The organism is bacterium (genome assembly GCA_035945995.1).
Lineage (GTDB): Bacteria > Sysuimicrobiota > Sysuimicrobiia > Sysuimicrobiales > Segetimicrobiaceae > DASSJF01.
Genome location: DASYZR010000069.1, coordinates 1 through 15,855 on the forward strand (window position 1 = coordinate 1; position 15,855 = coordinate 15,855).

At 70.9% G+C, this 15,855-nt stretch carries 17 protein-coding genes; 8 read left to right on the top strand and 9 right to left on the bottom strand.

Annotation, left to right across the window (positions count from 1 at the left end):
• A partial coding sequence (locus tag VGZ23_07085) for an amidase (GenBank protein ID HEV2357357.1) occupies positions 1 to 643 on the bottom strand: 643 nt, incomplete at its 3' end.
• Positions 644 to 675: 32 nt separating this feature from the next.
• Positions 676 to 1,650: a VOC family protein gene (locus VGZ23_07090; protein HEV2357358.1), complete on the bottom strand. Its 975-nt coding sequence runs from the start codon at positions 1,648 to 1,650 to the stop codon at positions 676 to 678.
• Between the two features lie 120 nt (positions 1,651 to 1,770).
• Here VGZ23_07090 and VGZ23_07095 point away from each other — a divergent pair, with 120 nt between their 5' ends.
• From VGZ23_07095 to VGZ23_07120, 6 genes are read left to right on the top strand one after another with little or no spacing between them, the layout of a single operon-like run.
• Positions 1,771 to 2,871: a cobalamin-independent methionine synthase II family protein gene (locus VGZ23_07095; GenBank protein HEV2357359.1), complete on the top strand. Its 1,101-nt coding sequence runs from the start codon at positions 1,771 to 1,773 to the stop codon at positions 2,869 to 2,871.
• A 55-nt stretch (positions 2,872 to 2,926) separates the two neighbouring features.
• Entirely contained in the window at positions 2,927 to 4,129 is a 1,203-nt protein-coding gene (locus VGZ23_07100) for an amino acid ABC transporter substrate-binding protein (GenBank protein ID HEV2357360.1), read from the top strand.
• Positions 4,119 to 4,892: an ABC transporter ATP-binding protein gene (locus VGZ23_07105; GenBank protein HEV2357361.1), complete on the top strand. Its 774-nt coding sequence runs from the start codon at positions 4,119 to 4,121 to the stop codon at positions 4,890 to 4,892. The genes VGZ23_07100 and VGZ23_07105 overlap by 11 nt, the downstream gene beginning before the upstream one ends.
• The gene (locus VGZ23_07110; GenBank protein ID HEV2357362.1) at positions 4,892 to 5,764 is read left to right on the top strand and encodes a branched-chain amino acid ABC transporter permease; all 873 of its coding nucleotides are present in this window, start codon (positions 4,892 to 4,894) and stop codon (positions 5,762 to 5,764) included. Before VGZ23_07105 ends, VGZ23_07110 begins: the two co-directional genes overlap by 1 nt.
• Positions 5,761 to 6,714 carry a branched-chain amino acid ABC transporter permease gene (locus VGZ23_07115; GenBank protein HEV2357363.1) on the top strand — a complete coding sequence of 318 codons (954 nt, stop codon included), beginning with the start codon at positions 5,761 to 5,763 and terminating at the stop codon, positions 6,712 to 6,714. The genes VGZ23_07110 and VGZ23_07115 overlap by 4 nt, the downstream gene beginning before the upstream one ends.
• Entirely contained in the window at positions 6,711 to 7,259 is a 549-nt protein-coding gene (locus VGZ23_07120) for a hypothetical protein (protein ID HEV2357364.1), read from the top strand. Before VGZ23_07115 ends, VGZ23_07120 begins: the two co-directional genes overlap by 4 nt.
• A 7-nt stretch (positions 7,260 to 7,266) precedes the next feature.
• Here VGZ23_07120 and VGZ23_07125 read toward each other — a convergent pair whose 3' ends face one another.
• Positions 7,267 to 8,442, bottom strand: a complete 1,176-nt coding sequence (locus VGZ23_07125) for an FAD-binding oxidoreductase (protein ID HEV2357365.1) — start codon at positions 8,440 to 8,442, stop codon at positions 7,267 to 7,269.
• A 16-nt stretch (positions 8,443 to 8,458) separates the two neighbouring features.
• Positions 8,459 to 9,154 (bottom strand): peptidylprolyl isomerase, encoded by a 696-nt coding sequence (locus tag VGZ23_07130; GenBank protein ID HEV2357366.1) that lies wholly within the window; start codon positions 9,152 to 9,154, stop codon positions 8,459 to 8,461.
• A 79-nt stretch (positions 9,155 to 9,233) separates the two neighbouring features.
• Here VGZ23_07130 and VGZ23_07135 point away from each other — a divergent pair, with 79 nt between their 5' ends.
• The gene (locus VGZ23_07135; protein ID HEV2357367.1) at positions 9,234 to 9,647 is read left to right on the top strand and encodes a hypothetical protein; all 414 of its coding nucleotides are present in this window, start codon (positions 9,234 to 9,236) and stop codon (positions 9,645 to 9,647) included.
• A gap of 246 nt (positions 9,648 to 9,893) precedes the next feature.
• Here VGZ23_07135 and VGZ23_07140 read toward each other — a convergent pair whose 3' ends face one another.
• Positions 9,894 to 10,190 (bottom strand): hypothetical protein, encoded by a 297-nt coding sequence (locus VGZ23_07140; protein HEV2357368.1) that lies wholly within the window; start codon positions 10,188 to 10,190, stop codon positions 9,894 to 9,896.
• Between the two features lie 157 nt (positions 10,191 to 10,347).
• Between VGZ23_07140 and VGZ23_07145 the strand changes: the two genes are divergently transcribed.
• Positions 10,348 to 11,586 carry an ABC transporter substrate-binding protein gene (locus tag VGZ23_07145; GenBank protein ID HEV2357369.1) on the top strand — a complete coding sequence of 413 codons (1,239 nt, stop codon included), beginning with the start codon at positions 10,348 to 10,350 and terminating at the stop codon, positions 11,584 to 11,586.
• A gap of 271 nt (positions 11,587 to 11,857) precedes the next feature.
• Here the strand turns inward: VGZ23_07145 and VGZ23_07150 are convergent, their stop codons facing one another.
• The 4 genes from VGZ23_07150 to VGZ23_07165 form a co-directional block, all read right to left on the bottom strand.
• The gene (locus VGZ23_07150; GenBank protein ID HEV2357370.1) at positions 11,858 to 13,624 is read right to left on the bottom strand and encodes a M28 family peptidase; all 1,767 of its coding nucleotides are present in this window, start codon (positions 13,622 to 13,624) and stop codon (positions 11,858 to 11,860) included.
• A 51-nt stretch (positions 13,625 to 13,675) separates the two neighbouring features.
• Positions 13,676 to 14,575: an ABC transporter permease gene (locus VGZ23_07155; GenBank protein ID HEV2357371.1), complete on the bottom strand. Its 900-nt coding sequence runs from the start codon at positions 14,573 to 14,575 to the stop codon at positions 13,676 to 13,678.
• 3 nt (positions 14,576 to 14,578) lie between these two features.
• Positions 14,579 to 15,526, bottom strand: coding sequence for an ABC transporter permease (locus tag VGZ23_07160; protein HEV2357372.1), 948 nt, complete (start codon positions 15,524 to 15,526; stop codon positions 14,579 to 14,581).
• A 110-nt stretch (positions 15,527 to 15,636) separates the two neighbouring features.
• Positions 15,637 to 15,855: hypothetical protein (locus VGZ23_07165; protein ID HEV2357373.1), on the bottom strand; the 219-nt coding region annotated here is incomplete at its 5' end.

A 15,855-nucleotide genomic window follows, 5' to 3' on the forward strand; every position in this document is an offset into this window, starting at 1 on the left:
CCAGCCCGCGACGATCTGGAGCCCCACCGGCAGCCCCTCGCCCGTAAAACCGCACGGCACCGTGATGGCCGGGTACGCGCTGAAGTTGAACGCGTACGTCGGGAGGAGCATGTCCAAGTGCTGCGCGATGCGCCGGCCGGCCGGCGGCCACCGCGGCGGCCGCCCCGCCGCTCGAGCCGCCCGCCGAGCGGTCTCGGGCCCAGGGGTTGCGGGTCGCTCCAAAGATCCGGTTGTCGGTGAACGGCTTGCATCCGAACTCCGGCGTGTTGGTCTTGCCGAGCAGGATCGCTCCGGCGTCGCGCAGCCGTCCGACGAGAATCGCGTCCTCCTCCGGCACCTGATGCTCGAAGATTTTCGAGCCCATCGTGGTCCGGATCCCGCGCGTCGGCGTCAGGTCCTTCAGCGAAAACGGCACGCCGTGCAGCGGTCCGAGAACCGCGCCGCGCGCGACGGCCTGCTCGGCCCCGCGCGCGGCCTCCCGGGCCTGCTCGGCGGTCACGGTGCAGTACGCGTTGATCGCGGGGTTGATCCGGTCGATCCGGTCGAGGACCGCCTCCACAACGTCCACGGGCGAGACCTCACCGCGGCGAATCAGACCGGCGAGATCACGCGCGGACGTCCACGAGAGTTCCGGTACGGTCATGTGTGGCCTCCTCGTTCCCGGGGTGGGCGGCGCTAGCGCGCCGCTTCGACCCGCGACGGCGTGCCGTACGTATAAAATGTTTCCGGCAGCCGTCCGCCGAACCAGATGCTGCTCTTCTCGAGATCCGCCTCGTTGGCCACGTCCCACACGACCGTCTTCCACTCCGGATCGAAGATGAGGTAGCCGACGTCGCCAAACAACTCCACGCGCGTTCCGCCGGGCTCGCGCGCATACATGAACAACCCCTGGGTCGTTCCGTGCTTGCCGGGACCCGCTTCGATCGGCACCTCGTAGTCGGCGCACAGATCGGCGAGGTCGATAAGTTGCTGCGGGTGGGCGTACCAGTACGCAAGATGGTGGAACCGGGCGGCGGCGCCGGTCCCGTCGCGCATCACGGCGATTTCATGGGTGAGGGCGCTCACGCTGAGCCAGGCGCCGACCTCGACGCGCCCCTCCCCGATCTTCTGCTCGCGCAGCCGGAAGCCCAGCACGTCCATGAAGAAGCGCCGCACCTCGGGCACGCTGCGCGCCATCAGGTTGACGTGGTCGAGGCGGCGCGCCGGCACGCCCCGCAGCGGCCGCCGCTGCGGGCGGTTCCGCAGCCGGCTCCGCTGTCCCGCCGGCGCCGCGTAATACTCGACCTCCCAGAGCGCCTCCATCGGGTGGCCGTCGGGGGTGAGGAACCGGTAGGCGGGGCCGTGGCCGCGGTCGCCGTCGTTCCAGCCCCGGCCGAGCCCCTCCGCGTCGACGCGCCGCGCGAGCGTCTGCAGGGCCTCGGCCGACGGCGTCCGCCACGCGATGTGCCCCAGCCCGGGGCCCGCGGCCTCGGTCAGCTTCAAGGTGTGGTGATAGAAGTCTTCGTACGCCCGCAGGTAGACCGATCTCCCGTCCCGCGCGCTCTCTTCGAGACCCAAGAGATCGTGGAAGAACCAGCAGCTTTCGTCGAGACGTGGGGTCAGGATCTCCACGTGCGCCAGTTGCGCGATCAACGGCCGGGTCTCGCTCATCGTCGTCCTCCGGGCCGGCCGCGCTCGGCCGCGCCGGCGACCCGTACAGGCTGTTCGGCGCGTGCCGGGACCTCCCCCCTCGCAGCAGGAGAGGCCGGACGTGACGCCAAAGACCGCCGCATGATGGCGACACCGTCCCGGGCCGACCAAGTCGGGAGCCTGCTCCGGCCTCCGGACCTCCTGGATGCCCGGGCCGCCCGGGTACCGCCGGAGCGGCTTCGGGAGATCGAAGACCGGCACATTCTCCGGGTGCTGGACCGCCAGCGCGACGCCGGCATGGACATCTTCACCGATGGGGAACTCCGCCGGCGGAACTTCATGAGCGACCTCCTCGACGCGGTCGAAGGGTTCGATACCGGCGATGCCGTCGCCCGGATGTGGGCCGGCGGCGGGGCAAGCGTGGCGGCCGTGAGCAGTGTCACGGGGATCGCCACGGCGCGGCTCCACCAGCGCCGGCGGCTCACCGCGCACGAACTGCCGTTTCTCGCGGCCCACAGTCCCGGGCCCTTCAAGGTGACGCTGCCGAGCGCCAACCAGTTTCCGGCGATCGCCTTCAAACGCGGCGTGACCGATCGCGTCTATCCGAACCACTCCGCGCTGCTGTGGGACATCGTGCCGATCATCAACGCCGAGATCCGCGCCCTCGTCGCCGGCGGCGTCCGCTACGTCCAGATCGACGCCCCGCGGTACAGTTACTACGTCGATCCGAAGTGGCGGGACTACATCCGCCGGGAGATGGACGTCGAGCCGGAGGCCGCGCTCGAAGAGGCGGTGCGTGCCGACAACGCCTCCCTGGACGGCGCCCGCCGGGACGGTGTGACGCTCGCGATCCACCTGTGCCGGGGCAACAACCGCAGCCAATGGTATGCCGAAGGCGGCTACGACCTCATCGCCGAGCAGTTGTTCGGCGGTCTCGCCGTCGACCGGTTTCTGCTGGAATACGACGATGAGCGGTCGGGGACATTCGAACCGCTGCGGTTCGTGCCGCGCGGCAAGACCGTGGTCCTCGGCCTCGTCAGCAGCAAGCGTCCCCGGCTCGAGGCGAAGCCGGACCTCAGGCGGCGGATCGATGAAGCCGCCCGGTACGTCCCGCTCGAGCATCTGGCGTTGAGCCCGCAGTGCGGGTTCGCCTCGACGATGGAAGGAAATTTGATCAACGAAGACGATCAGTGGGCCAAACTCCGCCTCGTGGCGGAGACCGCGCACGACGTCTGGCACTGAAGCCGGGCACCGCACGGGAGGTCGGCGGCGAGACAACGTGGGGGGTGGCATGCTCATGCGGAGTCTTGGGGCTGCGCTTGCGATCGCGGCGCTCGTCGTCGGGCTCCCGGCGTCGGGCTCCATCGGCGCTCCGGCGGCCGTGGTCAAGCTCGGCAGCGTCATCCCGTTGACCGGCCGGTATGCCTCCGGCGGCGCACAGGTCCGCGCCGGATACGAGATCGCGGTGGACGATCTCAACAGAGCCGGCGGCGTCCGGGTCGGCGGAGGGCGCGCGCAACTCCAACTGTCGATCCTCGACGACGAGTCCGACCCCACCAAGACCGTCAGCCGGCTGGAGACGCTGGCCGGCCAGGGTCCCGTCGCGCTGCTCGGCGGGTTCGCGAGCGACCTCCACGCGGCGGCGGCGCCGGTCGCCGAGAAAGACAAGATTCCGTACTGCGGCGTGGCTTTCGCGCTCCACGCGATTCACGAGCACGGGTTCCGGTACCTGTTCTCGCCCTTCCCGAAGTCCCCCGACCTCGGACGCGAAACGTACCGGCTGCTCAACGCCGGCATCGCCGCGGACCAGCGGCCGCGGCGAGTCGCGATCTTTCAGGAGCGGACCGACTGGGGCCGCGAAATGGGCGACGTCTGGACGGCGCGGTCGCGCGAGAACGGCTACCAGATCGTTCTCCGGGCCCAGTACACGCCGCTGTCCCGGGACTTCTCGGACATCATCCTGCGGGCCAAGAGCGCCGGGGCGGACGCCGTGTTCGCGCTCCCGAACCCACCCGACGGCATCGCGCTCATGCGGCAGATGAAGGAACTCGATTTCAATCCCAAGGCCGTGGTGATGATCCGTGCCGCCGACGCCGTGAGCTGGGCGAAGGCGCTCGGCAAGGACGGCGACGACGTGCTCCTCGCCCCGGGCTGGCATCACGATGTCAAGTATCCCGGTGTCGCGGCCCTCAACGCCGAGCACGAGCAGCGGTTCCACCGCCCGGCGGATGTCCTCGTCGGCCCGTCGTACGCCTGCGTCCAGATCGTCGCCAACGCGATCGAGCGGGCGGGCCGGCTCGATGCGGCCGCGGTCAGGGACGCGATGGCCACGACAAATATGCCGACCGTGATGGGCCCGGTGCGGTTTCAACCGGACGGCACCGGCATCGTCACCACCGTGTTCGTGCAGTGGCAGCACGGTCAGCAGCAACTCGTGTGGCCCAAAGATCTGGGCGGGGTGCCGTTGGTCTATCCTGCGCCACCCTGGCGTGCCCGATAACCGCCGCGACCTGCTCGAAGCGCGCGGCCTCGCCAAGACCTTCGGCGGCCTGCGCGCAGTCGAGGATCTGTCGTTCGCCGTTCGCGCGGGAGAAATTCTCGGCCTGCTTGGTCCGAACGGCTCGGGCAAGACGACGGCTTTCAACCTGATCGCGGGGACGCTCGCGCCCGACCGCGGCGCGGTCTATTTTGACGGCCGCGACGTCACCGGGTTTGCGCCGCACCGGCGGGCCGCGCTCGGCATCGCGCGGACATTTCAGCTCGTCCGCGCCTTGTCCGGTCTCGCGGTGCTCGACAACGTCCTCGTCGCGCGCCTCTACGGGCACGTCCGCGCAGGCGACATGGCCGGCGCCCGCGCCGAGGCGCTCGAGTGCCTCGAGTTCGTCGGACTGGCCGCCAAGGCGGATCGCCCGGCCGGCACCCTAACGCTGGCGGAGCGCAAGACCCTCGAGGTCGCCCGCGCGCTCGCCGTGAGCCCGCGCCTACTCCTGCTGGATGAACCCGCCGCGGGCCTGAATTCCACGGAGGTCGCGGCCCTGCTCGTACTGCTCCGGCGGATTCGCGCCGGCGGCATCACGATCGTGATCGTCGAGCACAACGTCGGAGCGATGCGGGACCTGTGCGATCGTGCCGTCGTGCTCAACGCCGGCCGCACCATCGCCGAGGGGCGGCCGCACGAGGTCCTCGAGCACGCCGGCGTGGTTGAGGTCTATCTCGGCGCCCCCGACGAGGCGGGCGCGGCGCGCCCGGAAGCGGAGGCCTGATGCTCGCCCAGAGCGCGGTCTTTGGTCTGCTCGTCGGCGCGCTGTACGGCCTGGCCGCGGTCGGCCTGACCGTGGTGTTCGGTGTCCTGAAGATCCTCAATGTCGCCCACGGCGAACTGCTCATGCTGGGCGGCTACGCGGCCTTCTGGCTCTTCACCCTCTGGCGCGTGGACCCGTTCCTCTCCGTCGTGCCGAGCGGCGCCGCCCTGTTCCTCGTCGGGATCCTCCTCTACCGGGTGCTGTTCAGCCGCCTGCTTCGTGCGGCGGAGGTCACGAAGCTCAAGAGCTCGATCCTGATCGGCTTCGGGCTCGCGCTCGTGCTGCAGACCCTGGCCCTCGCGGCGTGGACCGGCGACGAGCGGGCCGTGACCACGGCCTACGCCGGGCACGTCCTGGCGGTCGCCGGCGTCGTCGTCCCGTTGTCGCGGCTCGGGGCGCTCGCCGTGGCGTTCGTCGCCGTCGCCCTGCTTCATCTGTTCCTCCACCACACGTATCCCGGCAAGGCCGTCCGCGCCACGGCGGACGACGTCGACGCGGCCGCGCTGGCCGGCATCCCGGTCCCGGCCGTGTTCCTGTCGGCCTTCGGCCTCGGCAGCGCGCTCGCCGGCGTCGCCGGCACGCTGGCGACGGTGACCGACGCCATCAGCCCGTCGATCGGCCTGGCCTGGACGCTCACGGCGCTCATCGTGGTGGTGCTGGGCGGGCTGGGCAGTGTGGCCGGCGCATTCGTGGCGGGACTCGGCCTCGGGGTCGCGGAATCCATAAGCGGCGTTCTGCTCGGCAACGCCTACCGGGAAATCATCGGACTCGTGCTGTTCCTGGTCGTGCTCGCGATCCGGCCGCAGGGCCTGTTCGCGCGCGGAGCGCCGTGACCCGGCGCGGGCTGCCGGCCGCGGCCGTCGGGACCGCCGCACTGATCGCCGCCGCGGCGTTGCCCGCGATCACACAGGATCGGGCCCTGCTGTCCTGGGTCTTGCTGGTCTGGCTCTACGCGGCGCTGGCCCAGTCGTGGAACGTGCTCGGCGGCTTCGGCGGACAGGTGAACCTCGGCCACGCCGCGTTCTTCGGCGTCGGCGCGCTCACAACGCGCCTCTTGTGGACCGGCGGCGTCCCGATTGCCTGGGCGGTGGGGGCCGGGACGGTCGCCGCCGCCGCGACCGGGGTCGTGATCGGCGCACCCGCGTTGCGGCTGCGCGGCCCCTACTTCGCGATCGGGACCCTGGCCGCGGCGGAGATCCTCCGCATCACGGTGGGCAACGTCCTGCCCGACATCGCCGCCCTGCCGCCGCAGGCGCTGGCCGCGTACACGCTCGCGCCGCGTTACTACCTGGCGCTCGGCGTGGCGGTCGCGACGACGGCCGCCGCAGCCTGGATCGCGCACTCACGCTTCGGCCGCGGACTGGTCGCCGTGCGGGAGGACGAGGCCGTGGCGGAGAGTGTCGGCGTCGGTGCGTACGGCCACACGCTGTCGGCGTTCATCCTCAGCAGCGCGCTCGCCGGTGCCGTGGGCGGGGGCTTTGCCTTCTACCACGTCGGCTTCTACCCGAGCTTTCTGTTCAGTCCGCTGTGGACCTTCGACCCGCTGCTGATCGTCTACCTCGGCGGCGTCGGCACGGTGGCCGGCCCCATCGTCGGCGCCGTGGTGTTCCTGGCGCTTCGCGAATCGCTCGCGCTCAGGCTGGGCGAACTGCATCTTCTCATCTTCGGCGTGCTCTTCATCGCCATCGTCCTCGCGCTGCCCGGCGGCATCGTGCAGGCGCTGCGCGACACCCTCAGCCGCCCCAGAGCGGCGCGGCCCACGGAGGCGACGTCAACGCCATGACGACGAATCCCGCGCCATCCGACGAAGGACGCAGGTGGCTCCGGCACTGCCTGGCGACGCTGGCCTACCGGGCCGGCAAAGCGGTGCGCGGCGCCCCGCCCGGTTTCGGGGACCTGCGACTCGCCGAGCCGACCGCGATGACGCCCGCGCAGATTCTCGCGCACATGGGCGATCTCATGGAATGGGCGCTCTCGCTCGCCCAGGGGCGGCAGACATGGCCCGGGTCCGCGCCCCGGCCGTGGGACGCGGAAGTCGACCGGTTCTTCGGCGCGCTCGCGGCGCTCGACGCGTATCTCGCGTCGCTCGCCCCCCTTCACGCTCCCCCGGAGCGCCTGTTCCAGGGCCCGATCGCGGACGCGCTCACGCACGTGGGCCAGATCGCCACCCGACGCCGGCTGGCCGGGGCACCGGTGCGCGGCGAAAATTACTTCGTCGCCGAAATCGCGATCGGCCGCGTCGGGCTCGAGCAGGCGCCGCCGGTGCGCGAGGCCGCCATCGAGCCGGTCCGGAACGCGCCGGCCCGCCGCGCGGAGGAGCGCGCGTAGCGTTCCGCTAGATGACGTTGAGTTCGACGAGACGCCGCCCTTCGACGAGGCGCGCCGCGGCAAGCGGCGTGAGATCCAGACTGCGGTAGCCGCCCTCGACGATCCACTCCGCGAGCCCGCGGCCCACGGCCGGCGACTGTTGCAGTCCGTGCCCGCTGAACCCGTTGGCGAAGAGCACGTTGTCGAGGGACGGGTGCGGACCGATGATGGCGTTGTGATCGAAGGTGTTGAGCGCGTAGTATCCGGCCCAGCTCTTCAGGACCTTGACGGCCTCGAAGGCCGGCACGCGGGACGCCAGCACCGGCCAGATCGTGTCGGAGAACAGCCGCTCGTCGACCTCGAGCGGCGCGTCGTCTGGATCGGGCTCCCCCCCGCGGGGCGAGGTGCCGGTGAGGAAGTTCGGCCCGTCGGCCCGGAACCACACGCCCGACGGATCGATCACCAGCGGACAGCCGGGCAGCGCCGCGCGGCAGGCGAAGACAAAAACGCTCCGCCGGCGCGCCCGGACCGGGAGGTCGACGTCGAGCATCGCCGCGACGTGCCCGGCCCATGGCCCGGCGGCATTGACGACGACGTCCGCCGCGACCGCCGACCCGTCGCCGAGGATCGCCGCGGCGACCCGGCGGCCCTCCCGCGCAAATCCCGTGACGGCCTGCGGCACGTACGCCGCGCCGAGCGCCTGGGCCTTGCGGCGGAAGGCCTGCAGCAGCGCATAGCCGTCGAACCAGCCCTCGCCGGAGAGGCCGAGTGACGCGGCCGCGATTCCCTCGACGTTCATCCAGGGGAACCGTCCGCCGAGCTCCGGCGGGGTGAGCAGCGCCACGTCCACGCCGTGGGCGCGCTGGAGACGGTGGTTGCGCTCGAGGATGGTCACGCCGGCCGGCGTCGCGAGGAAGAGGTAGCCGGGCTCGATCAGGCCGACGTCGGGATGCTCGTCGCCGGTGCCGAGATGCGCGCCGACCCGGCGGAGAAATTCGATCCCGAAGCGGGAGATCTCGATGTTCACCGGCGTGGAGAACTGCTGGCGGATCGCACTCGCCGAAAGCGCCGACGACGCGTACCGGTAACCCGGATCCCGTTCGATCACGACCACGTCGCCGCGAAACCGCGGGTGGCTCCCGAGGAAATAGGCGATCGAGCTTCCGATGACCCCGCCGCCGACGATGACGACCCGCTGCGCCACGGCCCCGCCCCGCCGGCTACGGCTTCGGCGCGCCGGCGACGTCGATGTGCGTGATCTTGACCGGGTGCAGCGGGCGGTCGTTCACGTCCCGCGGCATCCGGGCGATCCGTTTCACCAGTTCCACCGAGCGCGCGTCGCACTGCCCGAAGATCGTGTAGCCCGTGCCCTTCGGCACGATCTGCGACCCGCGCCGGCACCCGCCCTCGTCCAGGCACGGATTGAGCCCCGGCTGAGGACCTTCCGTGATGAAGAACTGCGAGCCGTTCGTGTTCGGGCCGGCGTTGGCCATCGCGAGGCGCCCGGGCCGGTCGAAAAGCAGATCGGCGTGCAGTTCGTCGTCGAAGCGGTAGCCCGGTCCGCCGGTGCCGGTGCCGAGCGGATCGCCGCCCTGAATCATGAATTCGGGAATGACGCGGTGGAAAATGACCCCGTCGTAGAAGGGACGATTGTGCTGCGGCTTGCCCGTGCGGGGGTCGATCCAGTCCTTCTTGCCGGTCGCGAGACCGATGAAGTTGCTCGCCGCCTTCGGCGCCCGATCGGGGAAGAGCTCGCACCGGAGGTCGCCGGCCGTCGTGTGGATGACCGCGACCGGGTGCGCCGGGCTCTTGGCGGCCGCATCCGCGGCGCCGGCCACGGCGACCAGCGCCAGGCTCCCGAACAGAACCGGCCAGGGCAACAGCGCGTATGACGGGCGTGCGAATCGTATCGTCATAAACGTGACGCTTCCGCGAGAGGCGGATGTCACTCCTTCCGGGTGGAGAGGAAGCACCGGTCTCCGGTGCCAACCTGGGATGGTGCGCGCAACGTCGGTCACGAGCCGCATGCGCGGGGCCCGCCTGCTCGCCGGGCTGGCCCTGGCGGTCGCCTACGTCGTGAGCGCCACGGTCGCCCCGCATCCGCCGCACGGCCGGATAGTGTTCGACCGTCTCGTGCCGCAGCCGCCCTACCGCTGGGTGCGCCCGCCGGCCGGCCGTCAGAGCGACAACGACGCGCCCCAGCCCTACACCGGCCAGGTGCCGCTCGGCGCCGGAGGATCGGTCGCCGCCGAGTTCTCCACGGACGACCTCCAGGCCACGGTGACGCTCCCTGCGGGCGTGATCGGCACGCGGACCTGGACCCGCCTCGCCACGACCGTCTTCACCGGCTCGCAGGAGAACCTCGCCCACAGCGACCGGCTCGGGGTGTTCGCCGCCTCGAGCCCGTAGGCGATCTCCGGGCGGGCGCGAACGCGCGGGCCCAGGACCCACGCCGGCCCGAACCACACCGCATTTCACGCAGGGCGCGCCGGGGGCGGCCCTATCTTCACAACTTTCGCAGAATACGTTCGCCCCACAACAGGGAAAGATAGGTGTGGGTGGAGCGAGAGGAGGTAGAACAATGTTGCTTGCGCTGCTTCTGCTCGCCGGAATCGCAATGTGGGCAACCGGGCACCTGATCGTTCAGTAACGTAGTCACGAGAAGGACCGCCCGTTGGGTCCGCGGCGCTCGCGCGCCGCGGACCCGCTCATTTTGGGAACACCAACACCGGCAACACCGGACCATGCGTATCGGTCAACACGCACCCAATCGGACATTGCCTGGTACTCGTGCAGAAGATCGTCCGGCAGCTGCTCGTCGCGGATGGGCCGGCCCAACCCGGCTTCGTCGAAGGCCACTTCGCAGTGCTGGCAGTGATAGAAGGCGGTCGGGGCGTAGGCGATGACCTCGACCCGGACGGGGCGCGGCGAGGCGTCCCCGTGGGCCATCATGCGAAAGTACCACGCGTTGAAAACCCGGCCGCCGTGGCCATGATCCCGCCTCGACGCGGAGCGGATCAACGCTGCCGTCTGGTTCGTAGTGTAACATATCCCGGAGGCGGACAGGGACGGCGTCCGATATCAAACCCTTCCGTGGTGAGGTGAGCGGATGATGCGACGCGTGTTGCCGGTGGTACTGCTCGTGGCGCTGGTCGCGGGCATGCCGGCGGGCGGCCAGGGGCGGCCCATCATCGTGGGCGCGGTCTACCCGACGGACGGCCCGCAGGCCGCGCCGGGCGGAGGGACCGACGAGTACCGCGGACTCCTGTTGGCGGCGGAGTACGTCAACCTGCACGGGGGCGTGGCGGGGCGCTCGGTGGAGATCCGTTTGGCGTCCGCCGCATCGTCGGATGCCGCCCCCTCGGCCGTCGAGCAGCTCGCGGAGGGCGGCGTGACGACGGTCGTGGGCACCTACGGCAGCGTCATCGCGCGTCCCGCCGCCGAGACGGCGGCGCGGCTGGGGCTCGTCTACTGGGAGACGGGTGCCGTCGGAGACATCGCCGCGCACGCGGCGCCGGGCGTGCACTTCTTCCGCGTCGCCCCGAGCGGCGCGGTCCTCGGCCGGCAGGCCGTGGCCTTTGTGCGCGACCAACTCGCCCCGCGCCTCCGTCATGCGCGCCCCCTCCGGTACACCGTCGCCTACGTGGACGATGCGTTCGGCCGGGCGGAGGCGCAGGGGGAGATTGCGGAGATCCGGCGATCCGGACTGCCGCTCGCGGCCGTCCTGCCGTACGATGCGTGGCACGCGGACTATGGAGCCCTGGCCGGACGCATCGGCGCGGCGCGCAGCGACGTGTTGATCGTGGCCGGGTATATGGAAAACGCCGTCGCGCTCCGGCAGGCGATCCTGCGCCGGCACGTGCCGCTGGCCGTCAACATCGGCGGATGCTCGGCCTACATCATGCCCGAGTTCGGCCGGCGGCTCGGAGCCGGCGCCGTCGGCGTGTTCTCCTCCGACAAGACCGGTGATCTCCTCCCGACGCGCGCGCTCGCCCCGCAGGCGGCGCAGGCCTTGCTCTGGGCCCGGCAGCAGTTCCGGCAGCGGTACGGACATCCGCTGTGGGAACCGGCGCTGTCCGGCTTTGCCGGCGGCCTGGCGCTCTTCCAGGGCGTCCTGCCCCGCCCAGCAAATCTGTCTCCGGCCGCGGTCGCCTCCGCCGCCCGGCGGGCGGCCCTTCCCGCCGGCGCGCTCCCCAACGGCGCCGGCCTGGCGTTCGGCGCGCCCGGCACGCCGGCCGCCGGAGAAAATCTACGGGCCGCCAGCGTGGTCTGGGAGTGGGTCGCGCCGAACACGCGGGCGCTCGTGTGGCCGCCGGCGTATGCGACCCAGCCGGTGGTCCTGCCGTAGCGCTCGACGTGAGCGCGATCTCGCAATCGAACCTGGTCGAATACACTCGGCAACTCCCCCCCACGGCTCTCCGGCAGCGCCGAGGAACGGAGCGCGGCCGGTTACGTCGAGGAACAACTCCGCGCCTTCGGCTACCGCGCCCGCATCATCGTCCACGACCCGTACATTTCTCCCGCGTCGATCTCGTCCGCCGGCGAACGGCGGTGCTCGACGCGGTGCGCGGCCTGCCGGATCGTCGAAGGCTGCCTGGCGACCCTCTCGTAACGACCGGTCAGCCCCCGACCGTTTCCCGCGCCTGTTCCAGCGCCCAGGCAAGACGGTTCTGCCCGCGTGTCAGGTGCGCCCGCAAGATGCCCTGCTGTGCCGTGTTGCCGGCCGCCTGCGCCGCACCGAGCGCCGGCGCAAGGTCCGGCAGCGCCGGCACGTTGACCGCGGGATCGTGCCAGAACGCCGGCATGCGACTGTAATTCACCGGGATCAGCAGGCGGCCCAGTCGGCGCTGGGCGGCGTTGAAGCGGCGCACCGCGGCGGTGCGCGCGGTGCCCCGGGCCGGGGCCCCGGCGTAGAACGTGTCGAGCGCGCCCTGGAAGGCGTCGAGGGCCGCGCGCGCCGGTCCGAAATCAAAGAGATCCCCCGCCGCCCGTTCGTACCGTTCGAGGGTGCCTCGAAACTCGGCCGCGGTTTGGGTCCAGTCGAGCGGGTGCAGCGACGCCTGGAGCACCCGCAACACCGACGCCGCGTAGACCCGCATGTCGCGGAGCAGGTTGTCCTTGTCCGCGATCTCCATCAGATCGTCCTCGGTGTGCCAGGCGATGTTGCCGCCGCATCCGCCCACCGCGTAGTACCCCTTCGCGGCCCGGTCTTCTTCCGACATCGTCGAGCTGAGCATGTAGAACGACGACAGGCCGATGTCGTTGAACGAGTAGTCGCCGGCCCGCGGCGGCCGCTCGGGCTGGGGCGTGATGCCCGTCGTCGCACGGATCGCCGCGTCTACGAGGGGTACCGTCTCGCTCATCGCGGTCAGGTGATTGAACGTCGTCGCCCACCGGCAGCCCGGTGAGTCGCAGTTCACCTGCGCCACGCAATGCCGCGCGAGATCGAGCGCGTGGGTGTCACTGTACCAGGTGGAGCCGGCGTAGCGCCCGTGGGAGTGGCCGGACCACCAGGCGATTCGCAGCGTGCGCGCGAGCCGGCGGCGGTGCCGCCAAAAGACCCGCGCCAGCTCCAGCAGGGTCGCGTCGCCCGTGGCATTGTCGCCGACACCGAAGTGCCAGCCGTCGAGATGCCCGTGCAGCAGCACGAACTCCCCGGGCGCCTGCCGGCCGGGAATCTCCGCCACGAGCACCGGGATCGTGCGCCATCCCGTGTCGAGCCGGGTCGCGACCGCCGCGCGCGCGCCCTGCTGCGCGGCGCGTATCAGCGCCGCGCCGTCGGGCCGGTTGACCGCGACCACGGGCAGCGAGGGCTGCCGCGGGGCGGCGTCGAGGTCGGGCGTGCCCCAGATCGTCGTGCAGATGCCCTCGTGGATGTTCTCACCGGGATTGATGAAGATGCCGGCGAGCGCCCCGGCCGTCATCAGGTCCCGCACCTTCCCGGGCGAGGCCATGCCCTCGGTGAGGACGATCTTGCCCTCGACGCGCGCGCCCCCGAACTCCACGCCCGCCGAGAACACGTCGGCGGCGCTGTCCGCGCCGGCTCCCCGGACGTAGACGAGCTCACCCGTCACATCGTCTCCTCCGGTCGACACCGACATCGCCGGCGTCTTGGCCCGGTACGTCACCTCGTTGCACTTGACCGCCGCCGGGCCGGGGATCGAGATGAAGCACAGGGGCTCATGCAGCCGGTGCGGCACGCCCCACTTCTCGAGGTGCCGCATCAGGATCTCGAACGCGCGCCGCTCCTCCGGCGACCCGGACAGGCGCGTCAGTTTGGAAAAATCTTCGACGACCCGCCACGGGACCTTGAGCGAGACGCCGTCGAGCAGCCGCCCCTCGAGCGCGGCGTCGGTCCATCCCGTGATGTCCGCTGTGCGACTCATCTCGTGTTCCGCCTCCTCTGCGTGTCGATCTGTCCGCCCACGCGACCGGCCCTAGAGGTCGCTCTCCCGATACCTGGGGTCGAGCGCGTCGCGCAGCGCATCTCCGAGAAAGTTGTAGGCCAGCACCGTGAACAGGATCAGGAATCCGGGATAGACGGGCAGCAGCGGATTCTCCCACACGTAGGCCTGGGCGTTGCTCAGCATGTTGCCCCAGCTCGCCTGCGGCGCCTGGATCCCCAGCCCCAGGTAGCTCAGGGCCGATTCGAGCAGAATCGCGTTCGCGACGCCGAACGTGGCCGCCACGATGATCGACGGCACCGCCTGGGGGACGATGTGCCGGACGAGGATGCGCGCGGTGCGCGCGCCGACGGCCCGCGCGGCGACCACGAAGTCCAGCCCGCGGTAGCGCAGCACGTCCCCGCGGACAATGCGCGCGACCACCATCCAGCTCGTCAGGCCGATCACGACCAGGATGTTCCGGAAACTGGACCCGAAGACCGCGACGACGATCAGCACCAGGAAAAAGTAGGGGATCGCCATCATCCCGTCCGTAAAGCGCATCAGGACGCTGTCCACCCATCCGCCGAAGTATCCGCCGAGGCTGCCGACGCAGGCGCCGATGGCGACGGCGATGACCATCGCGATGAGGCCGACGGTCATGGTCGTCCGCGCCCCGGCGATGACCCGTGCGAGGACGTCGCGCCCGTTCTCGTCGGTGCCGAGCCAGTGCGCTGGCGACGGCCGCGCGTTGGTGTTCATGATGTCGACGGCGTTGGGGGCGTAGGGACTGATGAGCGGGCCGGCGGCCGCGATCGTGTACATCAGCAGCAGGAAGAGCGCCGACGCGATCGCGGTGCCGTTCGTCCGAAAGCGCCGCCACGCCGGCCGCCGGATGGGCCGCGCGGCCGGGGCGCCGGCGACATCGCTGCGGGGGAGCGAGCGCGTCGCCATCGCTCATCCGAGCCGGATTCGCGGGTCGGCGTAGCCGTACGCCAAGTCGGTCAAGAGGCTGCTCGCGACCGCGAACACCGCGACGGCAAGCGTCGCCCCCAGCACCACTGGATAATCTCGTGTGGCGGCCGACTGCACGGCCAGCTGCCCCATCCCCGGCCAGGAAAACACGGTCTCGGTGATCGCCGTCGCGCTGACCGCCCGCGGGAGGTAGACGCCGACGATCGTGATTACTGGGATGAGCGCGTTCCGGAGCGCGTGCCGGAAGAGCACCGTGCCGCGGGCCAGCCCCTTCGCGTGCGCGGTCCGGACGTAGTCCTCGCCGAGCGCCCCGATCATCGCCGAGCGGGTGTAGCGGGTCACCTCGGCGAGGTTGGCGAGCGTCAACACGAAGACGGGCATCAGGAGGTGCCGGATCCGGTCGCCCACGGAAAAGTGCGCGCCGATCTGATACATCCCGCCGGCCGGCAGCATCCGCAGCTGCACCGAGAACACGACGATGAGGATGATGGCGAACCAGAAAACCGGCGTGGAGATGCCCATGAAGCTCACGCCGGCGATCGCGCGGTCCACGAGCGTGTTGCGGTGGGTGGCGCTGAGCACGCCGAGCGGAATCGCCAGCGCGAGCGCCGACCCCAGTGCAACGCCGGTCAGCAGCAGCGTGTTCGGCAGCCGCGTCCCGACGAGCCCCACCACCGGTTCGACGGTGTTGTAGCTGCGGCCGAAATCGCCCCGCGCCGCCCCGCGGAGCCACCGAAGATACTGCACCGGCAGCGGGTCGTCGAGGCCGAGGTTGGCGCGGAATCGGGCGAGTTGCTCGCGGCCGAGGTCGGGATTCTGGAGCATCGCCGGCCCGCCGGGAGCGGTGTGAATCAGGACGAAGGTGATGACGCTCACGATCCAGAGCAGCACCACCGCCTGCGCGAGCCGGCGCAGCACGTATCCGGTCATCGAGATAGTATCCGGGGCCCGCGGCCCGGCGGCTCAGGCCGCCGCCGCGGGCCCCGCCTGCCCCGCGCCAGATGGGGCGCCAGTCGGGGCCTGCCCCTCGCTAGACGGGGTCAGGAGCGGACCCACACCTTCGTCATCCACGTCAGCGCGTCGCGGTAGCCGATCAGCGGCAGCCCCTGCGTGCGCGTATTGAGCGCCTGGAGTTCCGGCGGGTAGTAGAGATAGATCACCGGCACATCCTTGGCGAGCACGGCCTGGATCTCGTGGTACGCTGCGATCCGCTTCTTCTCGTCGGCTTCGCTCCGCGCCGCGATCAGCATGCGGTCGAC

What these genes read in the sequence shown, in the direction of transcription:
- VGZ23_07160 (HEV2357372.1), bottom strand. Translation starts at nt 15,526, where the DNA reads ATGACCGGATACGTGCTGCGCCGGCTCGCGCAGGCGGTGGTGCTGCTC.
- VGZ23_07095 (HEV2357359.1), top strand. Translation starts at nt 1,771, where the DNA reads ATGATGGCGACACCGTCCCGGGCCGACCAAGTCGGGAGCCTGCTCCGG.
- VGZ23_07145 (HEV2357369.1), top strand. Translation starts at nt 10,348, where the DNA reads ATGATGCGACGCGTGTTGCCGGTGGTACTGCTCGTGGCGCTGGTCGCG.
- VGZ23_07150 (HEV2357370.1), bottom strand. Translation starts at nt 13,624, where the DNA reads ATGAGTCGCACAGCGGACATCACGGGATGGACCGACGCCGCGCTCGAG.
- VGZ23_07140 (HEV2357368.1), bottom strand. Translation starts at nt 10,190, where the DNA reads ATGATGGCCCACGGGGACGCCTCGCCGCGCCCCGTCCGGGTCGAGGTC.
- VGZ23_07090 (HEV2357358.1), bottom strand. Translation starts at nt 1,650, where the DNA reads ATGAGCGAGACCCGGCCGTTGATCGCGCAACTGGCGCACGTGGAGATC.
- VGZ23_07155 (HEV2357371.1), bottom strand. Translation starts at nt 14,575, where the DNA reads ATGGCGACGCGCTCGCTCCCCCGCAGCGATGTCGCCGGCGCCCCGGCC.
- VGZ23_07135 (HEV2357367.1), top strand. Translation starts at nt 9,234, where the DNA reads ATGGTGCGCGCAACGTCGGTCACGAGCCGCATGCGCGGGGCCCGCCTG.
- VGZ23_07110 (HEV2357362.1), top strand. Translation starts at nt 4,892, where the DNA reads ATGCTCGCCCAGAGCGCGGTCTTTGGTCTGCTCGTCGGCGCGCTGTAC.
- VGZ23_07130 (HEV2357366.1), bottom strand. Translation starts at nt 9,154, where the DNA reads ATGACGATACGATTCGCACGCCCGTCATACGCGCTGTTGCCCTGGCCG.
- VGZ23_07120 (HEV2357364.1), top strand. Translation starts at nt 6,711, where the DNA reads ATGACGACGAATCCCGCGCCATCCGACGAAGGACGCAGGTGGCTCCGG.
- VGZ23_07100 (HEV2357360.1), top strand. Translation starts at nt 2,927, where the DNA reads ATGCGGAGTCTTGGGGCTGCGCTTGCGATCGCGGCGCTCGTCGTCGGG.